The following is a 19961-nucleotide window of genomic DNA, read 5'->3' on the forward strand; positions in this document are numbered from 1 at the left end:
ATAAAAAAATCCCCCGGACGCGTGCTGCGTTCGGGGGATTTTTTGTGGGCCGGTTTTAGAGAATGCGATAGAGCAACCGCTCGACCCGCACCCGGCTCACGCGCTTGAGGAACTTGGCCACACCCGCCGGGTAGTCCGGCAGGGTTTCCAGGTCCTGGAATCGCTCGATCCGCGTGGTGTGTTCGAAGATGTTCTCCAGCTCCACGCGGCGCGGTTCCAGCCACTCGCCTTTCGGATCATCGATCAGCAAGGCGTTTTCCAGATCGAGCCGGAACGCCCGCGGGTTCAGGTTGTTGCCGGTCAGCAGCGTGTAGCGCTGGTCGATCCACATGCCCTTGAGGTGATAGCTGTTGTCGCCTTCACGCCACAGGTGCAGGTTCAACTGGCCGCTGTCGATGTTGCGCTGATGCCGCTTGGCGAAGCGGCGCAGGCTGATCTCGTAGAGATACGGCAGCGCGGCGATCACCTTGAACGGCTCAGTCGGCGGAATGTAGAAGTCGTTGGCGGTCTTGTCGCCGACCACGATGTCGATCTTCACGCCGCGCGCCAGTGCGCGGTTGATCTCGCGGATCACCCCCAGCGGCAGGTTGAAGTACGGTGTGCAGATGGTCAGTTGCTTCTGGGCGCTGGCGATCAGCTCGAGAATCACCCGGTTCAGCGGATTGTTCTTGCCCACACCCAGCAACGGGCTGACCGACAGGCCAGTGTGCGCCGTGCTGCCGGCACTGGTGTCGTACGCCGCGTACTTCAGGCGGCTGCGCAGGTCGCCGATGTCGTTGCGCAGGCTGCGGGTGGTCGGCAGGTTGGGCAGGTCGAGGCGATGTACCGCTTTCGATTCGATCAGGCCGTGCTTGACCAGATGGTGCATCGAGTCCGCCAGTTCGCGGCTTTGCAGCACGTGATAACGGTCGAAACGGTACTTGTCGAACTTGTGCAGGTAGACGTTGTTCAGGCTCGCACCGCTGTAGACCACGCAATCGTCGATCACGAAGCCTTTGAGGTGCAGCACGCCGAACAGCTCGCGGGTCTGCACCGGCACGCCGTAGACCGGCACCACGCTCTGGTGGGTGCGGGTCATCTCCTGATACCACGCCGAGTTGCCCGGCTGTTTGCCGGCACCGATCAAGCCGCGCTGGGCCCGCAGCCAGTCGACGACCACCGCGATTTCAAGCTCGGGACGCTTGAGTTTGGCGGCGTGCAAGGCATCGAGGATTTCCTGGCCGGCTTCATCGTTTTGCAGATAAAGCGCGACGAGGTAGATGCGCTGGGTCGCCTGGGCGATTTTCTCCAGCAGGCAACGACGGAAATCGGCGGCGCCGGGCAGGATCGTCACGGCCTCGGCGGTCAGCGGAAAGCTGCGCAGTTTGGGCAGCAGAGAGCGTTTGAAAAGCAACGGCATAGGGCTCGCAATGGGTCGAATCCGAAGAATTCGAGAGCTTACACCATCAACTCCTTCGGGTCTTGTGAGTGTCTGTAATGACTGATCGTTCCCGCGCGCTTGAATGATCGTTCCCACGCTCTGCGTGGGAACGCAGCCCGGGACGCTCCGCGTCCCTTCCAGAGCTGGAACGCAGAGCGTCCCTTGAGGCATTCCCACGCAGAGCGTGGGAACGATCAAGTAGAACGCGAGAGCGATCATAAAATAACTGCTTGACCAAGGAGAACGATCGTTCTACTGTTCGCCACATGAACGAAATCACACGCAACGACACGACCCGAGACATCATTCTGGATGTCACCGAAAAGTTGATCTACAAAAGTGGCATCGCGGCCACCGGCATGGATCTTCTGGTGAAAACCGCCGGCGTTTCCAGAAAGAGTATCTACCGCTACTTCGCCAACAAGGAGGAGCTGACCGTCGCCGCCCTGCAACGCCGCGACGTGCGCTGGATGCACTGGTACAGAAGCGCCGTCGATCAGGCCGAGACCCCGGCCGACCGCCTGCTCAACCTGTTCACCGTGCTCAAGGGCTGGTTCGCCTCGGAAGGCTTCCGGGGCTGTGCCTTCATCAATACCAGTGGCGAGACCGGCGATCCCGAGGATCCGGTTCGCCAGGTCGCCAAAGACCACAAACAGAAACTGCTCGACTACCTGTGCGAGCTGTGTACCGAACATGGGGCCGAGGACCCGCAACTGCTGGCCAAACAGTTGCTGATCCTGATTGACGGCGCCATTACCGTAGCGCTTGTGATGGGTGATCACAGTGCCGCCGATAATGCGCAATGCATGGCGCGAAAGTTATTGGACCTGTAACGCCTTAATAAGCCTGACAAGTTGTTTAACTGTTAATAGATCGGGAGACAAACATGTCTACTGCAGCCGAAGTTCGTCCGCCATTGCCACCGTTCAACCGTGAATCGGCCATTGAAAAAGTTCGTCTGGCCGAGGATGGCTGGAACTCCCGCGACCCGGAACGCGTGTCGCTGGCTTACACCCTGGACACCAAATGGCGTAACCGCGCCGAATTCGCCAACAACCGCGAAGAAGCCAAGGGTTTCCTGACCCGCAAATGGGCCAAGGAACTGGATTACCGCCTGATCAAGGAACTCTGGGCTTACTCCGACACCCGCATCGCCGTGCGCTACGCCTACGAGTGGCACGACGACTCGGGCAACTGGTTTCGCTCCTACGGCAACGAGAACTGGGAATTCGACGACAACGGCCTGATGTTCCAGCGTTACGCCTGCATCAACGACATGCCGATCAAGGAAAGCGAACGCAAGTTCCACTGGCCGCTGGGCCGGCGCCCGGATGATCATCCGGGGTTGTCCGAACTGGGTCTGTAAACATGTATCTGCAGGAGCTGCACTTAGCAGCTCCTGCAGTTTTTTCGCTGATCATATTTGAGTCACAGAGATTTTAGTAACGGGGACCGCTTGAGGGGACATAGTTAGGATCATTCTCAAGCGTATAGGTCACCGTTGCCGAATGACTCTCTGGATTCAACTGCACATTGGATATTGAAACAATCTTGCCCGCCTTCTTAGCAAGGATTCGGCCTTGTTTTTAGCATCTTGTTCGGTCTCCGAAGTGCCGTTTAAATCGACGATAATTTCCATATGAAACCTCATTTTGTCCGTGCCCAATTCGAGTAACCGGGTGCACGAATTGTTTCATAAGGAAAGCAGTGCATAACCTGTCAGATCTGAGAGGCAGTTAGTTGAATTGGGAATGATGTTCCTCAATCTGATAACCATTGGATTGGTAAAGGCTTGCTGGCAGAGCCAAGACAAGTCGCCGCAACACGCGGAAATGAGTAACATGACTGCCCTCCCCGCAGCCCAGCTCTGCAACCTGCCGAATAAGCCGATTCCATGCCTTTCGAACTCAGCGTTGACCTCACCACCCTGGCCGTTCTGGCCCTTGTCGCTTTCATTGCCGGATTCATCGACGCCATCGCCGGCGGTGGCGGTCTGTTGACCACGCCGGCGTTGCTCACCGCCGGCCTGCCGCCGCACCTGGTTCTGGGCACCAACAAGTTGAGTTCGACCTTCGGTTCGGCCACCGCCAGTTTCACTTTCTACCGACGCAAGCTGTTTCACCCACGGCAGTGGATGCATGCCATCGTCGGCACGCTGGTCGGTGCGCTGACCGGCGCCATCGTCGCGCATTACCTGCCCGCCGAATGGCTGAACAAGATGCTGCCGGTGATCGTCTTCGCCTGTGGCCTGTACCTGTTGTTTGGCGGCACGCCGAAAGCGCCGCTGGACAGCGACGCACCGATCAAGAAAAAGTGGCAATCGACCCAAGGCTTCAGCCTCGGTTTCTACGACGGCGTAGCCGGTCCCGGCACTGGCGCGTTCTGGACCGTCAGCAGCCTGCTGCTGTACCCGATCGATCTGGTCAAGGCCAGCGGCGTGGCGCGCAGCATGAACTTCGTCAGCAACATTGCCGCGCTGTCGGTGTTCGTGTTTTCCGGGCAGGTGGACTGGATCATCGGCCTGAGCATGGGCCTGTCGGTGATGGTCGGCGCATTCTTCGGGGCGCGCACCGCGATCAGCGGCGGCGCCAAGTTCATTCGTCCGGTGTTCATCACCGTGGTGCTGGGGTTGACCGTGCGCCTAGCCTGGCAGCACTGGTTCAGCGTGGCCTAAGCGCCGCGCCACGTAGACGTCGATCAGGTAACGGGCAATCGATTTGGACGCCGGCAACGGCGGCAGAGCGTGCACGTTGAACCACTGGGCGTCTTCGATCTCGTCTTCCTGACAGACAATCTCGCCACCGGCATATTCGGCATGGAAGCCGAGCATCATCGAGTGCGGGAACGGCCAGCACTGGCTGCCCATGTACTGAATGTTCTTCACCTCGATCTGCACTTCCTCGCGCACTTCGCGGATCAGGCAATCCTCGGCCGACTCCCCCGGTTCGGCAAACCCGGCCAGCGTGCTGTAGACCCCGGTGACAAAACGCGGTGAACGCGCCAGCAAGATCTCATCGCCACGGGTCACCAGCACGATCATGCTCGGCGAAATCCGCGGGTAACTGCGCAAGTCGCAGGGCTGGCAATACATCGCCCGCTCCCGTGGCACCTGGGTCATGGCCTGACCGCAGTTGCCGCAGAAACGGTGTTCGCGCGCCCAAGTGCCGATCTGTGCGGCGTAGCCCAGCACTTTGTAGATCGTGTGATCGCCGTCGAGCATGAACGCCCGCAGGCCTTTCCAGTTGCAACCCGGCACCTCGCTGGTGCTGCGCAGTTCCAGCAGATACACCGGTTCGCCATCGAGATGGCCGATACCGTGTTCGGCCAGGATCGACAAGTCCTGGCGCTTGAGCCATTCCCGGGGGAACAGCGCGCCGTTGTCATCGAACAGGAAACCCTCGGGGCTGCGCGCCACGGCCCAGCCGCCGGGTTGATCGGTGTCCAGTACTGCAGTGGTCCAGCGAGATGTCATGGTTTCTCAATCCAGAAATTCGGGTTTCTGTTTGCTCATGTGGGCGGCCATGGCCACGCGCAAATCGTTGGATTGCAGCATGGCGGCGTTCCAGGTGGCAACGTACTCGAGACCGTCGTCGATGCGATGGTCGCGCATGTAGCTGATCATTTCCTTGGTGCCGGTAACGGCGATCGGCGACTTGCCGGCGATGTCCCGGGCAATCTCCATCACACCTTCGATCAGGCCGTCCTTGTCGCTGTAGACGCGATTGACCAGGCCGATGCTGCGCGCCTCTTCAGCGCCAAAGGTGCGACCGGTGTAAGCCAGTTCACGCAGCATGCCGTCACCGATGATCCGTGGCAACCGTTGCAGGGTGCCGACGTCCGCCGCCATGCCAATGTCGATTTCCTTGATCGAGAATTGCGCGTCTTCGGCGGCGTAGCGCATGTCGCAGGCGGCGATCAGATCGATGGCGCCGCCCAGGCAATAACCCTGGATCGCCGCGAGTACCGGTTTGCGGCAATTGTCGACCGCATTGAAGGATGCTTGCAGGGTCAGGATTTTTTTACGCAGCAGACGTGCATTGCGACCGACATCCTTGCCCAGCTCATTGGCCACGCCGGCCAGCATCATCAGGTCGATGCCCGAGGAAAAGTGTTTGCCGGCGCCGCTGAGCACCACCACCCGCACTTCGTCGGTGTCGTCGATCCACTGGAACACCTCGACGATTTCACTCCAGAACGCGGCGTTCATCGAGTTGATCTTTTCCGGACGATTGATCTGCACATGGGCGATGTTGTCGGCCAGTTCGACGCTGAAGGCGGTGTATTGAGTCATGGCAGAAATCCTTTACCGGGCTGAAAATGAGGCCCGAACTATAACAAGGCATCAGCACGGCGGTTCGGCCAAATGCGGGACTCTAGCCGTTCTTCACCGCGACGAAGGCGGCGGTCTCGTAAGGCACCGTCACTATCTCCCTGCCCCGCAGCTGCGGCTCGCCGGCAATCAGTTGAGCAATCTGCTCGTCGATCTTCGCGCGCTGCTGATCGCTCAGCGCGGCAATGAAACTGGTGGAGCGCACCCGGTTGAAGATCACATCTTCCGGCGCGCCGGTATGCCCGTGCTGGAAATGCTGCGCCTGCAACGGCCCGAACGCCGGATGGGGAAAGGCCTTGCGCCATTCGCCGGTGTAGAAACGCGGCGTGTCGCCTTCCAGCGCATTGACGATGGCGTCCAGTTTGGGCACCCAGTCGATCCGGGTGTCGCGCAGGTTCCAGATCAGGCCCAGTTTGCCGCCCGGTTTGAGGACTCGAGCAATTTCATCCAGCGCCTCGGTGCTGGCAAACCAGTGAAAGGCCTGTGCGCAGACCACCGCATCCACCGAGGCGTCGGGCAGCGGCAAATCCGTTGCAGTGCCGCTGACGGCCAGCACCTGCGGCCAGGCCAGCGACAGTTTTTCCAGCATCTGCGCCACCGGTTCCACGGCAATCACCTGAGCGCCGGTCGCCACCAGCCGTCCGGTGAACTTGCCGGTGCCGGCGCCGAGGTCGATAACGGTCTTGTGGGCATCGAGGCCCAGTGTGCCCGTCAGCCATTCACTGACGGCCGGCGGGTAGTCGGGCCGGCCTTTGACGTAGGTGTCGGCGGCGGTTTTGTAGCCGCTGGCGGCCGAGTGGTGAACCTGATCTTTCATGGCCAAACTCCCATGGTAGAACTGCAGATCGACGACGAACGCTGACCAGCATAGCGCCGGAAAAAGGGCTTTCCTTTAACAAAGCCTGACAAAGCGATGAATAAATGTTCACCCTGCGGTGTTCAAAGTGAAACATGACCCCTTGTGGAGCCTTGCCCATGACTATCCGTTCCGTTATGTTCGCCGCCCCGTTGCTGGTGGCCGCCGTTTTCGCGAGCCCCCTCGCCTTCGCCAACGGCGAGGAAGAGGCGCCGGTGCAGAAACCCAACTGCCCCAAAGGCCAGGTATTCGACACCAAAACGCAGAAGTGCGTCATGCAGACCAGCAGCCTCGTACCAGACGCCGACCGGACCGATTACGCCTACCGTCTGGCAAAGGCCGGCCGTTACGAAGAAGCCCTGGCCCTGCTCGATACGCTGGAACAACCGAACACCGCCAAGGCTCTCAACTATCGCGGTTACGCGACGCGCCAACTGGGGCGCACCGACGAAGGCATCGGTTATTACCTGCAATCGGTGAAGCTTGATCCGCAGTACGCGCAGGTCCGCGAATACCTGGGCGAGGCTTACGCCATCAAGGGCCGTGTCGATCTGGCGCAGGAACAGTTGCAGCACATCCAGAAGATCTGCGGCACCACCTGCGAGGAATACCGGGACCTGGCCGAAGCCATCAACGATTCATCGAAAACCTGACACGACACGCGGAGGCGAACATTTTCAGCGATCAGGCCTTCAGAGCCGAACTCGGGCAACACCTGGCGCGCCTGTGGCGCTACGGCTTGCTGCTGTCGCGCAATCGGCACGTGGCCGAGGATCTGGTGCAAGCCACCTGCGTGCGGGCGCTCGAGCGTTCGAGCCAGTACGTGGCCGGCACGCGCATGGATCGCTGGCTGCTGAGCATTCTGCATTCGATCTGGCTCAACGAAGTGCGCGCCCGCCGCGTGCGCCAGGGCCAGGGCGTGACGGACGCCGACAGCCAGCTGACGTTCGATGGTGAATACGCCGCGCAGACCCACGTCATGGCCGCGCAGGTGATCCGCCGGGTCGATGCGTTGCCGGAAACTCAACGTGAAACGGTTTATCTGGCCTACGTTGAGGGCCTGTCCTACCGCGAAGTCGCCGAGATCCTGCAAGTGCCGATCGGCACAGTCATGAGCCGCCTGGCCACCGCGCGCCTGAAGCTGGCCGAATACCCGCCGCTGCACGTGGTACCGAACAGCCCCGCAGGAGACCGGCAATGAATACGCCTTCCGACGAGCAACTGGTGGCGTATCTGGACGATGAACTGGACCGTGACCAACGCAGCCAACTCGACAGCCTCATCGCCGACGATCCGCTGCTGAGCCTGCGGGTGCAATGGCTGAGCCGCAGCAATCTGCCGTTCAAGGCCGCCTATGACGAACTGGCGCAACAGGCCCCGATCGACCGTTTGCAGGCCCGGCTCGATGCGGCACCGTCACCGCAGAAACCCGGTTTCAGCCGACGCTGGTTCATCGGCGCGACGGCAGCGGGCGTGGCGCTCGCGGCTGTTGCGGCGGACCGTTTGTTTCTGGCCTGGCAAGCGCAGCAATCGCACAACTGGCGCGAACTGGTGGGCGATTACATGGCGCTGTATGTGCCGCAGACCCTCGAACATCTGCCCACCGATGAAGCCTCGCAACTGGCGCAGTTGCGAACCGTCGATGCGCGGCTGGGTGTAAGCCTGTCGCCGGCGAAACTGAAACTGCCCGGCGCGCAGTTCAAACGCGCGCAATTGCTTGAGTATGACGGTGTGCCGATTGCGCAGATGACCTGGCTCGATGCCAAACATGGCCCGCTGGCGCTGTGCGTCACGCGCACCAACAGCGGCAGCCAGCCGCTGGCCCATGAACGCCGTCACGGGATGAACGTGGTGTACTGGACCGAACGCGAACACGCCTGGATGCTGATCGGCCATCATCCGGCTTCCGAGCTGGAAGACATGGCGAAAATGTTTAAGACCAGGCTGAACGTTTAAAGAATTTTGTCACTATGCTGCTCGGGTGATTTTCCAGGAAGGATGGATTTATGCCGATTTCGCCACGCACAGCCCTGCTGGTCATCGACGTACAGAACGACTTCATTCCCGGCGGCCAACTGGCCGTGCCTGAAGGCGACCTGATCGTCCCGCTGATCAACCGTCTCGCCGAACACTTCAAGCAAGTGGTCATTGCCCAGGACTGGCACCCGGCCGGCCACACTTCGTTTGCCTCCAGCCATCCCGGCCGTCAGCCCTATGATGTGATTCAACTGCCGTATGGCGAGCAGACTCTTTGGCCGGATCACTGCATTCAGGGTTCACACGGTGCCGAGTTTCATTCAGGACTTGATCTGCCCCACGCACAATTGATCATCCGCAAGGGTTGCAACCCGGACATCGACAGTTATTCGGCGTTTCTGGAAGCGGATCGCGTCACGACTACGGGTCTGGCCGGTTATCTGAAGGAACGCGGGATCGACACGGTGTATATGGTCGGTCTCGCGCTGGATTTCTGTGTGATGTTCTCCGCGCTGGATGCGCGGGCGGCTGGGTTCAATGCGTTTGTGGTGCTGGATGCGTGCCGGGCGATTGATTTGAATGGCTCGCTGGCGACGGCGATCGAGCGGATGCAGGTGGCCGGGGTTGGATTGATCCAGTCCACTGAACTGCTTTGACCGACGTGCTGATCGTTCCCACGCTCCGCGTGGGAATGCATACGGTGACGCTCTGCGTCACAAAGGACGCGGAGCGTCCTGGGCGGCATTCCCACGCAGAGCGTGGGAACGATCAGCGCTCTGAGTGGGACCTCAGCGATCATCAAGTCGGGGTCGGCAGCCAAAGTCTGAACCGCGCCCCACCCAACGGCGAACCCTCCACCGTCAACGTCCCGCCCTGCGCTTCAAGCGCCCGCCGGCTGATCGCCAGCCCCAGGCCAAACCCGCCCGTAGCCCGGTCCCGGCTGCGATCCAGTCGATAGAACGGCTCGAAAATTCGCTCCCGCTCGTCTTCCGGAATGCCGATCCCGTCATCATCCACCCAGATCTCACAGCCCTTCGGGCAGACCTGCACGCCAATCTGAATGCGTTTTTCGCAATAGCGCATGGCGTTGCGCAGCAGGTTCTGAATCGCCCGGGCTGTCAGGCGTGGGTCGAGGGTGAAGCGCTCCAGCTGATTGTGCAGCAGCACATCGATGACGATTTCCGGGGATTCCAGCTCTTCGTCGACGCTGCCCAGAATGCTGTCGATGAACTCGTCCAGCGACACTTCGACCTGCTCCGGCAACTTCGCCGGATTCTGCAAACGGCTGTAGGACAGCAACTCCAGCACCAGCTCATCGAGTTCGCGGATGTGCGCGACCAGCCCTTGCAGGCGTTCGCGGCTGGCCTGCGGCAAGTCATCGGACAGCGCCAGCGCCAGGCCGAAGTCAAGGCGGGTCAGTGGCGTGCGCAGTTCGTGGGACACGGCGTTGAGCAGGTCCCGCTGCTGGTTGAGCAGGTTTTCGATGTCGCCGGCCATGGTGTCGAACACGCTGGCCAGACTGCCGATGTTGGAGCTCGGGCCGATTTGCGTGCGCTCGCTCAAATGGCCCTTGCCGAACCGTTCGGCCGTGCCTTTGAGGCGTTCCAGATCGCGCCAGTGCGGACGAAACCAGAGCAACAGGCACGCCAGCAGACTCGCGCCGATCAGCACGTTGATGCTCCAGTACAACAGGTTCACGTCCATCGGATCCGGCGGCACCACCATCTGCACCGCCATTTCGTCGTTCAGCGGCGTGACCGCCAGCGTGCGCCAACCCCAGTCGCCCACCCGCACCATGTTCTCACCACGCCGCAGCCGCTCTTGCTCGATGGCGGTGAAGCCAGGGTCATCAATACGGGCGAGCACGATGTGCAGCGGCTGGAAATCCTTGTCCATCGACGCCGCGAGTGCCGGCCACTGGTCCTGCGGCACCGCGCGAAACTGCTTGGTGATCAGCGATTGCAGGCCACGGGAGTAGTCGAGGTTGTAGGTGACGAAACGCTGCTTGAACGCCATCACCACCAGATCCGGCACCAGATAAATCGCCGCACTGTAGGAGACGATCGTCACCAGATAGAGGCGAAACAGGATTCTGAACATCGAATCAGCATTCCCACTCGGAACGGCTGAACAGATAACCCTTGCCCCACACGGTCTTGATCTTGCGCGCCTCGCCGGCGTGGTCGTCGAACTTGCGCCGCAACTTGGAAATCGCCACGTCCACCGAACGGTCGGTGCCGTTGAACTCGATGCCGCGCAGGCGTTGCAGGATCTGGTCGCGACTCAGCACTTCACCGGCATGACGGGCCAACACCACCAGCAGGTTGTATTCGCCGCTGGACAGTTCCACCGGTTGCTCGCGCCAGGTCACCGTGCGTTCCGACAGGTCGATGCACAGGTTGCCCATCAGGATCCGGTCGTTGGCGGTCATCGGTTCGCCGAGGCTGCTGCGGCGCAGCAAGGTGCGCACCCGCGCCAGCAGGACGCGCGGCTCACAGGGTTTGGTGACGTAATCGTCGGCACCCATTTCCAGGCCCAGCACCTGATCGTGGCTGTCGTCGCGGGCGGTGAGCATCAGGATCGGCAGCGTTGCCGAGTCGGCGCGCAGCAGGCGACAGACCTGCAAGCCGTCGAGGCCCGGCAGCATCAGATCGAGGATTACCAGGTCCGGCGGACTCAGCCGCGCCCGTTCGCGCACATGGTCGCCACGGCCGATCACGCTGACGGAGTAACCGTTGCGCTCCAGATAGCTGGAAATCAGTTCGGCGAGGGCGGTGTCGTCTTCGACCAGAAGAATGTTGGGCATTGAGGTGTCCAGAACAGGCGGTGGCGACTGCTATGTCGCAAAAAATTTCAAGGCCTGAAGGATATACGCCCTCACCCGTCCCTGAGCAAAACCCTTACACAATTTCACACAGCACCTACAAAGCTTCACCGCTACCGTCGGCGACTGTCCGTAGGATGCGCAGATCAATATTGGGGGTTGTACATGTCGAAAAATCTGCTGGCCGGGCTCGGCCTGATCGCATTGGCGCTGATGCTGAGCGCCTGTGATAAATCCTCGAACGCCGAGGAACAGGCGCCGCCGGCCACCGTGCGGATCGAAACCCTTGAGGCGCGCCCCCTGTCGATCAGCAGCGAACTCAGCGGGCGGATTGCCGCGCCGCGCATTGCCGAAGTCCGCGCCCGGGTCGCCGGCGTGGTGCTGCAACGCACCTATCGCGAAGGCAGCGACGTGAAAAAGGGCGACGTGCTGTTCCGCATCGATCCGGCGCCGTTCAAGGCTGACCTGGACAGCGCCGAAGCCGCGCTGCGCAAGGCCGAGGCCAACGCGTTCCAGGCAAAACTGCAGGAGCAGCGCTACGCCCAGTTGATCGACGACAAGGCCATCAGCGCTCAGGACTACGACAACGCCCGCGCCAATGCCCGGCAGACGGCCGCCGACGTTGCCGCCAACAAGGCTGCTGTCGAGCGGGCGAAGCTGAATCTGGGCTACGCCACCGTCACCGCGCCGATTTCCGGGCGTGTCGGCCGAGCCCTGGTGACCGAAGGCGCGCTGGTCGGCCAGAACGAAACCACGCCCATGGCGCTGATCCAGCAACTGAACCCGATCCACGCCGACCTGACCCAGTCGACCCGCGAATTGAATGAACTGCGCCGGGCCTTCCGTTCCGGCCAGTTGCAGCAGGTTGGCCAGGATCAGGTCAAGGCCACGCTGATCCAGGACGACGGCAGCCTCTATCCGTTACCCGGCAAGTTGCTGTTCAGCGACATCACCGTCGATCCGGGCACCGGTCAGATCATCCTGCGCAGCGAGTTTCCCAACCCGGATCTCGATCTGCTGCCCGGCAGCTACGTTCGCGTGCGCCTGGAACAAGGCGTGATCCAGCATGGCCTGACCGTGCCGCAACGCGCCGTGCAGCGAGACAGCGCCGGTGTGGCGCAAGTCCTGACCGTCGACGATCAGGTGCGCGTCGCCCAACAGCCGGTGCAACTGGGCGCGGTGCAGAACGACCGCTGGATCGTTACCGGTGGCCTGAAAGCCGGCGACCGCATTGTCATCGAAGGCCTGCAGCACGCCCGTCCGGGCGAAGTGGTGCAGATCGACGACACCCCTCTTCCACTTGCCCAGACCTCTGGTCAGTAAGCAGGACGCTCTTCTATGCCGCAGTTCTTTATCGACCGCCCGGTGTTCGCCTGGGTCGTCGCGTTGTTCATCCTGTTGGCCGGTGCGCTGGCCATCCCGCAATTGCCGGTGGCGCAATACCCCGACGTCGCGCCGCCGCAGATCGAAATCTACGCCGTGTACCCGGGCGCCTCGGCGCAGACCGTCGACGAAAGCGTGGTCAGCCTGATCGAGGAAGAGCTCAACGGCGCCGATCACCTGCTGTATTTCGAATCGCAAAGCAGCCTGGGCAGCGCCACGATCAAGGCCACGTTCCAGCCGGGCACCAACCCGGAGCTGGCGCAGGTTGATGTGCAGAATCGCCTGAAGGTAGTCGAGTCACGCCTGCCGCAAGCGGTCAATCAGCAAGGTTTGCAGGTGGAGAAAGTCTCCGCCGGCTTCCTGTTGCTGATCACTTTGACCTCCAGCGACGGCAAGCTCGACGACGTGGCGCTCAGCGATTACCTGGCGCGCAACGTGATGAACGAGATCAAGCGCATCGACGGTGTCGGCAAGGCCCAGTTGTACGGCGCCGAGCGGGCGATGCGGATCTGGGTCGATCCGCAGAAGCTGATCGGTTTCAACCTGACACCCGCTGACGTCAACGCCGCCATCGTCGCGCAGAACGCTCAGGTTTCGGCCGGCAGCATCGGCGATCTGCCAAACCCGAGCACTCAGGAAATCACCGCAACGATTCTGGTCAAGGGTCAACTGTCGACGCCGGAAGAGTTTGCCGACATCGTGCTCAAGGCCAATCCGGACGGCTCCACGGTACGCATCAAGGATGTGGCGCGGGTCGAGATCGGCAGCCAGGAATACCAGTTCGGCACGCGTCTGAACGGCAAGCCGTCCACCGCCGTCGGCGTGCAACTGTCGCCGGGCGCCAACGCCCTCAGCACCGCGACCTTGATCCGGGCGAAGATGGATGAACTGTCGCGCTACTTCCCGGCGGGCGTGGAATACAAGATTCCTTACGACACGTCGCCATTCGTGAAGGTCTCGATCACCAAAGTGGTCTACACCCTCGGCGAGGCCATGCTGCTGGTATTTGCGGTGATGTTCCTGTTCCTGCAGAACATCCGCTACACCCTGATCCCGACGCTGGTGGTGCCCGTGGCACTGATGGGCACCTTCGCGACCATGCTTGCGCTGGGTTTCTCGATCAACGTGCTGACCATGTTCGGCATGGTGCTGGCCATCGGTATTCTGGTGGACGACGCCATCGTGGTGGTGGAGAACGTCGAACGGATCATGGCCACCGAAGGCCTGTCGCCGAAAGAAGCAACGCGCAAGGCGATGAGCCAGATCACCGGCGCGATCATCGGCATCACGCTGGTGCTGGTGGCGGTGTTCATTCCGATGGCGTTCATGCAAGGTTCGGTGGGCGTCATCTATCGCCAGTTCTCGTTGTCGATGGCCACCTCGATCCTGTTCTCGGCATTCCTCGCCCTGACCTTGACCCCGGCACTGTGCGCCACCTTGCTCAAACCGATTGCCAAGGGCGAACACCACGAAAAAACCGGGTTCTTCGGCTGGTTCAACCGCCATTTCGAGCAACTGACCGATCGCTATCAGGCCTGGGTTGGCTATGCGCTGAAACGCACCGGTCGTTATCTGCTGATCTATGGTGTGCTGCTGGTGGGTCTGGGCCTGTGCTTCGCGCGCCTGCCCTCCTCGTTCCTGCCGGTCGAGGATCAGGGTTACACCATCACCGACATTCAACTGCCACCCGGTGCGAGCAAGAACCGCACGGTGCAGGTGGTTGAGCAGATCGAAGCGCACAACGCCGGCGAACCGGGCGTGGGCGACAGCACTGTGATTCTCGGTTTCAGCTTCTCCGGCAGCGGGCAGAACGCCGCGCTGGCGTTCACCACGCTCAAGGACTGGTCGCAACGCGGCAGCGACGACTCGGCCAGTTCGATTGCCGACCGTGCCAACATCGCCCTCAGCCAGATCAAGGACGCCGTGGCCTTCGCCGTGCTGCCGCCGCCGGTGGATGGTCTCGGCACTTCCAGCGGTTTCGAGTTCCGCCTGCAGGATCGCGGCGGCCTGGGTTATGCGACTTTGATGGAGGCGCGCACCCAGTTGCTGGAAGCCGCCGAGAAAAGCCCGATCCTGATGAACGTGCGTGAAAGCGCACTGGCCGAAGCGCCACAAGTGCAACTGGAAGTGGACCGTAAACAGGCCAACGCGCTGGGCATTTCCTTCGCCGATGTCGGCAACGTGCTGTCCACCGCCATCGGCTCCTCGTACGTCAATGACTTCCCCAATCAGGGGCGGATGCAACGGGTTGTCGTGCAGGCTGAAGGCGATCGCCGTAGTCAGGTCGATGACCTGCTGAAGATGCACGTGCGCAACGACGCCGGGAAAATGGTGCCGCTGTCGGCGTTCGTCCGAGCCACATGGACCCAGGGCCCGGCACAACTGACCCGCTACAACGGCTACCCGGCAATCTCGATTTCCGGTGAGCCGAAACCTGGTCACAGCACCGGCGAAGCCATGGCGGAAATCGAACGTCTGGTGGCCCTGGGGCCGAAAGGTCTGGGTCAGGAATGGACTGGTCTGTCGTTGCAGGAGCGTTTGTCCGGCAGTCAGGCACCGATTCTGCTCGGGCTGTCGCTGCTGATCGTGTTCCTGTGTCTGGCGGCGTTGTACGAGAGCTGGTCGATTCCGACTTCCGTGCTACTCGTCGTACCGCTCGGTGTTCTCGGCGCGGTCCTGGCGGTGACCTTGCGCGGAATGCCCAACGACGTCTTCTTCAAGGTCGGCCTGATCACCATCATCGGCCTGTCGGCGAAGAACGCGATCCTGATCATCGAGTTTGCCAAGAGCCTGTATGACGAAGGTCATGACCTGATTGACGCCACGCTGCAAGCCGCGCGTCTGCGCTTGCGGCCGATTGTCATGACCTCGCTGGCGTTCATTCTGGGCGTGGTACCGCTGGCGATTGCCACGGGCGCAAGTTCGGCAAGTCAGCAGGCGATTGGCACCGGGGTGATTGGCGGGATGATTACCGCAACATTGGCGGTGATTTTCGTGCCGGTGTTTTTCGTGGTCGTGATCAAGCTTGTGCGCCGGTTCACCAAGCCTGATTGATAGAGCGCTCCCGGCGCGGTGGCCAGAGGTCGCCGCGCTGGGCTAAGGTGTCTGAACCGCCCTGGCCCATCGAGTCCCCATGCGCTTCCTCGCCCGCACCCACCCTCGCCTTTCCGCCGCTGCGCTATTCGGTCTTGCCGTCGGCCTGCTGATCCCTGCCGACTCGGTCATCAGCAAAATCCTTATCGGCTGGAACGCCGGCGTCTGGACCTATCTGCTCCTGATGTTCTGGCTGACAGCTCGCGCGAAAGCACCGGACGTCAGACGCATCGCCGAAGTCGAGGATGAAAATGCCGGGCTGGTGTTGTTCGTTGTGTGCATCGCGGCTCTGGCCAGCCTCGCCACCATCACCTTCGAACTGGCCGGCAGCAAGGACCTGGAAACCACTCGCAAACTCCTGCACTACGGATTCACCGCGCTGACGGTGATCGGTTCATGGTTGCTGATCGGGGTTATCTTCAGCGTCCACTACGCCCGGCTGTTTTACACCTGGGACGGCAAGGAGCCGGCGCTGCGCTTTGCCGAAGGCCTGACCACGCCCAACTATTGGGACTTTCTGTACTTCTCGTTCACCATCAGCGTTGCCGTGCAGACGGCGGATGTTGGCGTGGCCACGCGAGAGATACGCAAGATCGTGTTGGCGCAGTCGTTGATCGGGTTTGTATTCAATACGGCGATTCTGGGGTTTTCGATCAATATTGCGGCGGGGTTGTTTGGTTGACAAATTTTCCACGCTCAATCCACATGTGTATCTGGTGCAACTGCGCCTGGCCACGGCAAGGCGGACTCGACATGGGCCGGGGCACTGACCAGCGAACGCTCTTGTATAAAATCGGGGCACTTACCTTTTCTCTAAACCATTCAAAGAACGGAAAACAAGCACACTTTAACTTATCTGTAAACTGTCAACTATGACAGTTTACAGCGGCGATATAATGAGTTCTGATAACTTATCCATAAACAGGACCCCGATCAGGTCTTTGGATACCTCACCCAGGCATAGAGGATTTTATTATGAGAACAAGTACTCAACTAAAACCCGTCGCACCGTATTTTATCGGCAACATTGACAAGACACCCTTTGAAGCAAACCAAAGGGAGGTAAAGGACGCTAACCTTCCACCTCCATTTGATAATCACCTTATTTTTTCGGCCACTCAGCGCGAAGCCGATTTAAGCTATAGAGAAATCCGGATAATTTTACCGAAAACGCTTGAATACAAGACTTATTCGTTGACTGACTCTGAAACCCCGATTCGCTTTGAATATATCAATGATACTAACGCCGACATCAATGTTTACATAGGGATTGAAGGCACTATCACGCTTTTCGAATCCAGTGAGACCAATGCCGTGGCTGCTCAATTCGAGGTCAAAGTCGAGGATGACAACCACGATACACAATTAGAGACTGATGGTGAATTTGACATGTTGCTTCCATGACTTTTTACATGACAAAAAAACATCCCGACATTAGTCGGGATTTTTTTCGTCAACCAAAAGCGGTGATTAAAAGTTGTAGCTTACGCCTACACTGTAGTTCCAGTTCTGTTCAATGGTATTACCTTTACTTCCTCCCGCCTCGCCATAGACCTGCCAGTTTTTCTGGGCGGGCACCCAGTTCACCCCCACTGTATATTCAAGGCTGGTACTGGAAGGGTCACTGTTAAAGTCATCATTATTGACCTTTACATCGTTACTTTTTACAAATTCGTGCCCCATCGCCAAGCGTACCCTTGGTTGCAGCTTGCTGGCGTTGTCCAGAGTGATCTCACGGCCGATGGTCATCCCCACTTTACCCAACAGCGAGTGCGCCGCACCGGCATCAACTTCCAGACCATTGTCCAACCGGTATTGCTTTGCCTGGACCGCGCCAAGGCCTACCTGAGCAAAGGGTTCAATAAAGTCACCGTTATCAAACCGAATGAGCTTGCCCACTTCCACTGTTGCACTTAAACCCAGATTTTTATAGTTGCCTTTGCTGCGAGTGCCGTCACTCATTGTGACGTTGGCCTGGTTATCAAACTGGTTGACCTTGCCCACCACGTCCACATACATGCCGCTCGCTACATCAAGCAACGTGCCATAGACACCCGCATTGAGGCTGTCGACTGTCGCCGTGGAACCATTTTTGAGGTCTATATCAGTGCGCCCCGACCCTACAAACGCCCCGACAAGCCATTGCTGACCGCCCAGTTGCGCTTGAGTATCGGCACCCAGCGAGAAGCCACGCTGGTTCTGGGTGAAACCTCCACCATAAGCGTTGGAAACGTTGTACTGGCTGCCATAAGTGCGCATCCACACACTATTGCTCAACTTTTTCATCGAGGTATCGCTTCTTGCCAAAGGCGATGTATCTCCACTACTACTGCTCAGACGACGATCGCCCAGACGGCTATTGAGCGAGGTCATCTCTCCATACAGGATGCTTCGTGTACTGCCGGCAATCGCCAATACCGTATTCGTCGAGGTACTGACAGTCTGATTGGGTTTAAGGAACAGCCCTTCACCCTCCCTCAACAATCCATAAGTGCGTGAGCCTGCATCGACCAGCCCATTACCATTCAACGCGAAGCTCGCATCGCCACCTGCAACGTTGCCGATTTTCACCAAATCGGGAGTCGTCGGATTGGTGCCACTCGCTGTCACCTGAAGTTTATGCTCACCGCTGGCACCTTTTGTAACATTCAGGAAATCGGTACGCTCGGTATTCAGGTCGGCGTGCATGACGAAGGTGCCCTTGCCCGACACATTCTCCACATCCAGTTGGTGGAAAGAGCCTGTATCCCCCAGGCGAACAATACCGTCTTCCAGCTCCAGACTTTGCACCGAGCTGTTGCCCGTGGTAACCCATTGGCCGGCATTTCTGATTTGGATATTCGCTGAATTTTCAATTTGGCCAGTCAGCGTTGCGCCATTATCCAGCGCGACCGTGCCAGCGGTATCGGTGACAACATCGCCTGTCATGCTGCCACCATGATTCAGTGACAGACTGATGACGTTGTTCACGTTCCCATTGAGTGCAGCACCATTATCGATCGTGACCGCAGCGCCACTACCGGCTTGGGCAAGTACATCTCCGGTCATGGTGCTTCGAGTATCGAGCGTGACCTGAGCGACATTTTGCAGATTACCGGCCAGTGATGCGCCATTTTGAAAACGGGTCCGAGCGGCGCTGCCGGAGTCGACCACTACATCCCCCACGAGCGCACTGTTATCAACGGTGAGCCCGACGGTTGCCCCGTTTTTTACTTCAAGCACATTGCCGTTGCCCGCCACCAATGTGGAATCATTGAGCACATGAATATCGGCCTTTGCACCTTGCAAATTCAACAAGTCGGTAGAGATCGCGGGGCCCGTTCGACCTTCAATCCGCGAATCATCAAGCACTACCGTTGACGTTTCCCCGCGACTGGGTTCGCTCCCAATGTGCAGACCGACGTCGCCACCGCTGATGAAGCTATTTTTCGCCGAGAGTGAGCCATTCAGGAGTCTGACCCCGTCCGACGTCGTGCCAGTTGCGCTGATGGTGCTTTCAATCAACTCGAGTACGCCAAGACCGTTGACCTGCGCCCCCACACTCGAAGCCGTCACGGTGCTGTCAACCAACTTTACGCTGGAGCCGGATTGATCCTGAATATTGCGTGTCAACATCAACCCCACAGCGTTACTCGTTATAGTGCTGTTCGTGATCTCCGCGCTGCTGCTGGCAAGGTTGATCGCTGCGCCAGTACCCGATGTGTTTGCAACCGTCCCCCCAATCATGTTCATGACCGACAATCGCTCAAGAGCAATCTGTTTGTTACTTCCCCCATTGACTTCCAGCTTCGCTCCAACCGCCCCAATATTATCTGTATCCGCACCGTTGGAAATCAGCTCGGAGCCTGGGTTCAGTGTCCAGGATTCAATCGGGTCGGTGCTATCAATCGTCTCACTTTGTCCAGGATTTAATACACCGGCGTGAGAAACCGAGACAGATAGCATCAGCAGCGCAAAGGAAGGAATTGCCCGGCTATTGCCAAAAATATCGAATTTGAAAGGTGGCGTGGTACGCATGCGAGTAGCCCTTAGTAATATCCTGTGCCAAAGCAGAAGTAGTTCGAATCCGGCGCCGGAT

The 19961-nt window shown here is 59.5% G+C and carries 18 protein-coding genes; 11 read left to right on the forward strand and 7 right to left on the reverse strand.

The features are described from left to right. Nucleotides 1-55: 55 nt before the first annotated feature. Nucleotides 56-1399, reverse strand: a complete 1344-nt coding sequence (gene pssA / locus BMZ46_RS18905; protein WP_074690501.1) for a CDP-diacylglycerol--serine O-phosphatidyltransferase — start codon at nt 1397-1399, stop codon at nt 56-58. A gap of 287 nt (nt 1400-1686) precedes the next feature. Here pssA and BMZ46_RS18910 point away from each other — a divergent pair, with 287 nt between their 5' ends. The 3 genes from BMZ46_RS18910 (at nt 1687) to BMZ46_RS18925 (ending at nt 4094) form a co-directional block, all read left to right on the forward strand. Further along, a complete protein-coding gene (locus BMZ46_RS18910) occupies nt 1687-2253 on the forward strand; it encodes a TetR/AcrR family transcriptional regulator (protein ID WP_074690500.1) in 567 nt (188 codons plus the stop codon). A gap of 53 nt (nt 2254-2306) precedes the next feature. Beyond that, nucleotides 2307-2786, forward strand: a complete 480-nt coding sequence (locus tag BMZ46_RS18915) for a nuclear transport factor 2 family protein (protein WP_039768666.1) — start codon at nt 2307-2309, stop codon at nt 2784-2786. A gap of 528 nt (nt 2787-3314) precedes the next feature. Further along, on the forward strand, nt 3315-4094 hold the full coding sequence (locus BMZ46_RS18925; protein WP_027611974.1) for a TSUP family transporter: 780 nt from the start codon (nt 3315-3317) through the stop codon (nt 4092-4094). Here the strand turns inward: BMZ46_RS18925 and nudC are convergent. The 3 genes from nudC to BMZ46_RS18940 all read right to left on the reverse strand — a co-directional run bounded on the left by nudC (nt 4062) and on the right by BMZ46_RS18940 (nt 6567). After that, nucleotides 4062-4892: an NAD(+) diphosphatase gene (gene nudC, locus BMZ46_RS18930; protein WP_074690499.1), complete on the reverse strand. Its 831-nt coding sequence runs from the start codon at nt 4890-4892 to the stop codon at nt 4062-4064. The genes BMZ46_RS18925 and nudC overlap by 33 nt on opposite strands. 6 nt (nt 4893-4898) lie before the next feature. Further along, nucleotides 4899-5711, reverse strand: coding sequence for a crotonase/enoyl-CoA hydratase family protein (locus BMZ46_RS18935; protein ID WP_074690498.1), 813 nt, complete (start codon nt 5709-5711; stop codon nt 4899-4901). 82 nt (nt 5712-5793) lie between these two features. After that, a complete protein-coding gene (locus BMZ46_RS18940) occupies nt 5794-6567 on the reverse strand; it encodes a class I SAM-dependent methyltransferase (RefSeq protein ID WP_039768672.1) in 774 nt (257 codons plus the stop codon). Nucleotides 6568-6725: 158 nt separating this feature from the next. Between BMZ46_RS18940 and BMZ46_RS18945 the strand changes: the two genes are divergently transcribed. The 4 genes from BMZ46_RS18945 to pncA all read left to right on the forward strand — a co-directional run bounded on the left by BMZ46_RS18945 (nt 6726) and on the right by pncA (nt 9239). Next, nucleotides 6726-7259, forward strand: coding sequence for a tetratricopeptide repeat protein (locus tag BMZ46_RS18945; protein WP_074690497.1), 534 nt, complete (start codon nt 6726-6728; stop codon nt 7257-7259). 62 nt (nt 7260-7321) lie between these two features. Continuing rightward, nucleotides 7322-7807 carry an RNA polymerase sigma factor gene (locus BMZ46_RS18950; RefSeq protein WP_134333545.1) on the forward strand — a complete coding sequence of 162 codons (486 nt, stop codon included), beginning with the start codon at nt 7322-7324 and terminating at the stop codon, nt 7805-7807. Further along, on the forward strand, nt 7804-8562 hold the full coding sequence (locus BMZ46_RS18955; RefSeq protein WP_074690495.1) for an anti-sigma factor family protein: 759 nt from the start codon (nt 7804-7806) through the stop codon (nt 8560-8562). Before BMZ46_RS18950 ends, BMZ46_RS18955 begins: the two co-directional genes overlap by 4 nt. A 50-nt stretch (nt 8563-8612) precedes the next feature. Further along, the gene (pncA, locus tag BMZ46_RS18960) at nt 8613-9239 is read left to right on the forward strand and encodes a bifunctional nicotinamidase/pyrazinamidase (RefSeq protein ID WP_039768677.1); all 627 of its coding nucleotides are present in this window, start codon (nt 8613-8615) and stop codon (nt 9237-9239) included. Nucleotides 9240-9381: 142 nt separating this feature from the next. Here the strand turns inward: pncA and BMZ46_RS18965 are convergent, their stop codons facing one another. Beyond that, nucleotides 9382-10683, reverse strand: coding sequence for an ATP-binding protein (locus tag BMZ46_RS18965; RefSeq protein ID WP_074690494.1), 1302 nt, complete (start codon nt 10681-10683; stop codon nt 9382-9384). A 4-nt stretch (nt 10684-10687) separates the two neighbouring features. Then, nucleotides 10688-11389, reverse strand: a complete 702-nt coding sequence (locus BMZ46_RS18970; RefSeq protein WP_039768681.1) for a response regulator — start codon at nt 11387-11389, stop codon at nt 10688-10690. A gap of 183 nt (nt 11390-11572) precedes the next feature. On the opposite strand from BMZ46_RS18970, the gene BMZ46_RS18975 reads away from it, so the two are divergent. The 4 genes from BMZ46_RS18975 to BMZ46_RS18990 all read left to right on the forward strand — a co-directional run bounded on the left by BMZ46_RS18975 (nt 11573) and on the right by BMZ46_RS18990 (nt 17287). Beyond that, the gene (locus BMZ46_RS18975; RefSeq protein WP_074690493.1) at nt 11573-12730 is read left to right on the forward strand and encodes an efflux RND transporter periplasmic adaptor subunit; all 1158 of its coding nucleotides are present in this window, start codon (nt 11573-11575) and stop codon (nt 12728-12730) included. Nucleotides 12731-12745: 15 nt separating this feature from the next. Continuing rightward, nucleotides 12746-15844, forward strand: a complete 3099-nt coding sequence (locus BMZ46_RS18980) for an efflux RND transporter permease subunit (protein WP_074690492.1) — start codon at nt 12746-12748, stop codon at nt 15842-15844. Nucleotides 15845-15923: 79 nt separating this feature from the next. Continuing rightward, nucleotides 15924-16565 carry a DUF1345 domain-containing protein gene (locus tag BMZ46_RS18985; RefSeq protein WP_039768687.1) on the forward strand — a complete coding sequence of 214 codons (642 nt, stop codon included), beginning with the start codon at nt 15924-15926 and terminating at the stop codon, nt 16563-16565. A 293-nt stretch (nt 16566-16858) separates the two neighbouring features. After that, on the forward strand, nt 16859-17287 hold the full coding sequence (locus BMZ46_RS18990; protein ID WP_074690491.1) for a hypothetical protein: 429 nt from the start codon (nt 16859-16861) through the stop codon (nt 17285-17287). 66 nt (nt 17288-17353) lie between these two features. On the opposite strand, the gene BMZ46_RS18995 is transcribed toward BMZ46_RS18990, so the two are convergent. Continuing rightward, a complete protein-coding gene (locus BMZ46_RS18995) occupies nt 17354-19900 on the reverse strand; it encodes an autotransporter outer membrane beta-barrel domain-containing protein (RefSeq protein WP_074690490.1) in 2547 nt (848 codons plus the stop codon). Nucleotides 19901-19961 lie beyond the last annotated feature (61 nt).

It is taken from the genome of Pseudomonas sp. NFIX49 (genome assembly GCF_900115915.1).
Lineage (GTDB): Bacteria > Pseudomonadota > Gammaproteobacteria > Pseudomonadales > Pseudomonadaceae > Aquipseudomonas > Aquipseudomonas pharyngis.

What these genes read in the sequence shown, in the direction of transcription:
- BMZ46_RS18990 (WP_074690491.1), top strand. Translation starts at nt 16,859, where the DNA reads ATGAGAACAAGTACTCAACTAAAACCCGTCGCACCGTATTTTATCGGC.
- nudC (WP_074690499.1), bottom strand. Translation starts at nt 4,892, where the DNA reads ATGACATCTCGCTGGACCACTGCAGTACTGGACACCGATCAACCCGGC.
- BMZ46_RS18945 (WP_074690497.1), top strand. Translation starts at nt 6,726, where the DNA reads ATGACTATCCGTTCCGTTATGTTCGCCGCCCCGTTGCTGGTGGCCGCC.
- BMZ46_RS18980 (WP_074690492.1), top strand. Translation starts at nt 12,746, where the DNA reads ATGCCGCAGTTCTTTATCGACCGCCCGGTGTTCGCCTGGGTCGTCGCG.
- BMZ46_RS18975 (WP_074690493.1), top strand. Translation starts at nt 11,573, where the DNA reads ATGTCGAAAAATCTGCTGGCCGGGCTCGGCCTGATCGCATTGGCGCTG.
- BMZ46_RS18935 (WP_074690498.1), bottom strand. Translation starts at nt 5,711, where the DNA reads ATGACTCAATACACCGCCTTCAGCGTCGAACTGGCCGACAACATCGCC.
- BMZ46_RS18995 (WP_074690490.1), bottom strand. Translation starts at nt 19,900, where the DNA reads ATGCGTACCACGCCACCTTTCAAATTCGATATTTTTGGCAATAGCCGG.
- BMZ46_RS18940 (WP_039768672.1), bottom strand. Translation starts at nt 6,567, where the DNA reads ATGAAAGATCAGGTTCACCACTCGGCCGCCAGCGGCTACAAAACCGCC.
- BMZ46_RS18955 (WP_074690495.1), top strand. Translation starts at nt 7,804, where the DNA reads ATGAATACGCCTTCCGACGAGCAACTGGTGGCGTATCTGGACGATGAA.
- pncA (WP_039768677.1), top strand. Translation starts at nt 8,613, where the DNA reads ATGCCGATTTCGCCACGCACAGCCCTGCTGGTCATCGACGTACAGAAC.
- BMZ46_RS18910 (WP_074690500.1), top strand. Translation starts at nt 1,687, where the DNA reads ATGAACGAAATCACACGCAACGACACGACCCGAGACATCATTCTGGAT.
- BMZ46_RS18915 (WP_039768666.1), top strand. Translation starts at nt 2,307, where the DNA reads ATGTCTACTGCAGCCGAAGTTCGTCCGCCATTGCCACCGTTCAACCGT.
- BMZ46_RS18985 (WP_039768687.1), top strand. Translation starts at nt 15,924, where the DNA reads ATGCGCTTCCTCGCCCGCACCCACCCTCGCCTTTCCGCCGCTGCGCTA.
- BMZ46_RS18970 (WP_039768681.1), bottom strand. Translation starts at nt 11,389, where the DNA reads ATGCCCAACATTCTTCTGGTCGAAGACGACACCGCCCTCGCCGAACTG.
- BMZ46_RS18965 (WP_074690494.1), bottom strand. Translation starts at nt 10,683, where the DNA reads ATGTTCAGAATCCTGTTTCGCCTCTATCTGGTGACGATCGTCTCCTAC.
- pssA (WP_074690501.1), bottom strand. Translation starts at nt 1,399, where the DNA reads ATGCCGTTGCTTTTCAAACGCTCTCTGCTGCCCAAACTGCGCAGCTTT.
- BMZ46_RS18925 (WP_027611974.1), top strand. Translation starts at nt 3,315, where the DNA reads ATGCCTTTCGAACTCAGCGTTGACCTCACCACCCTGGCCGTTCTGGCC.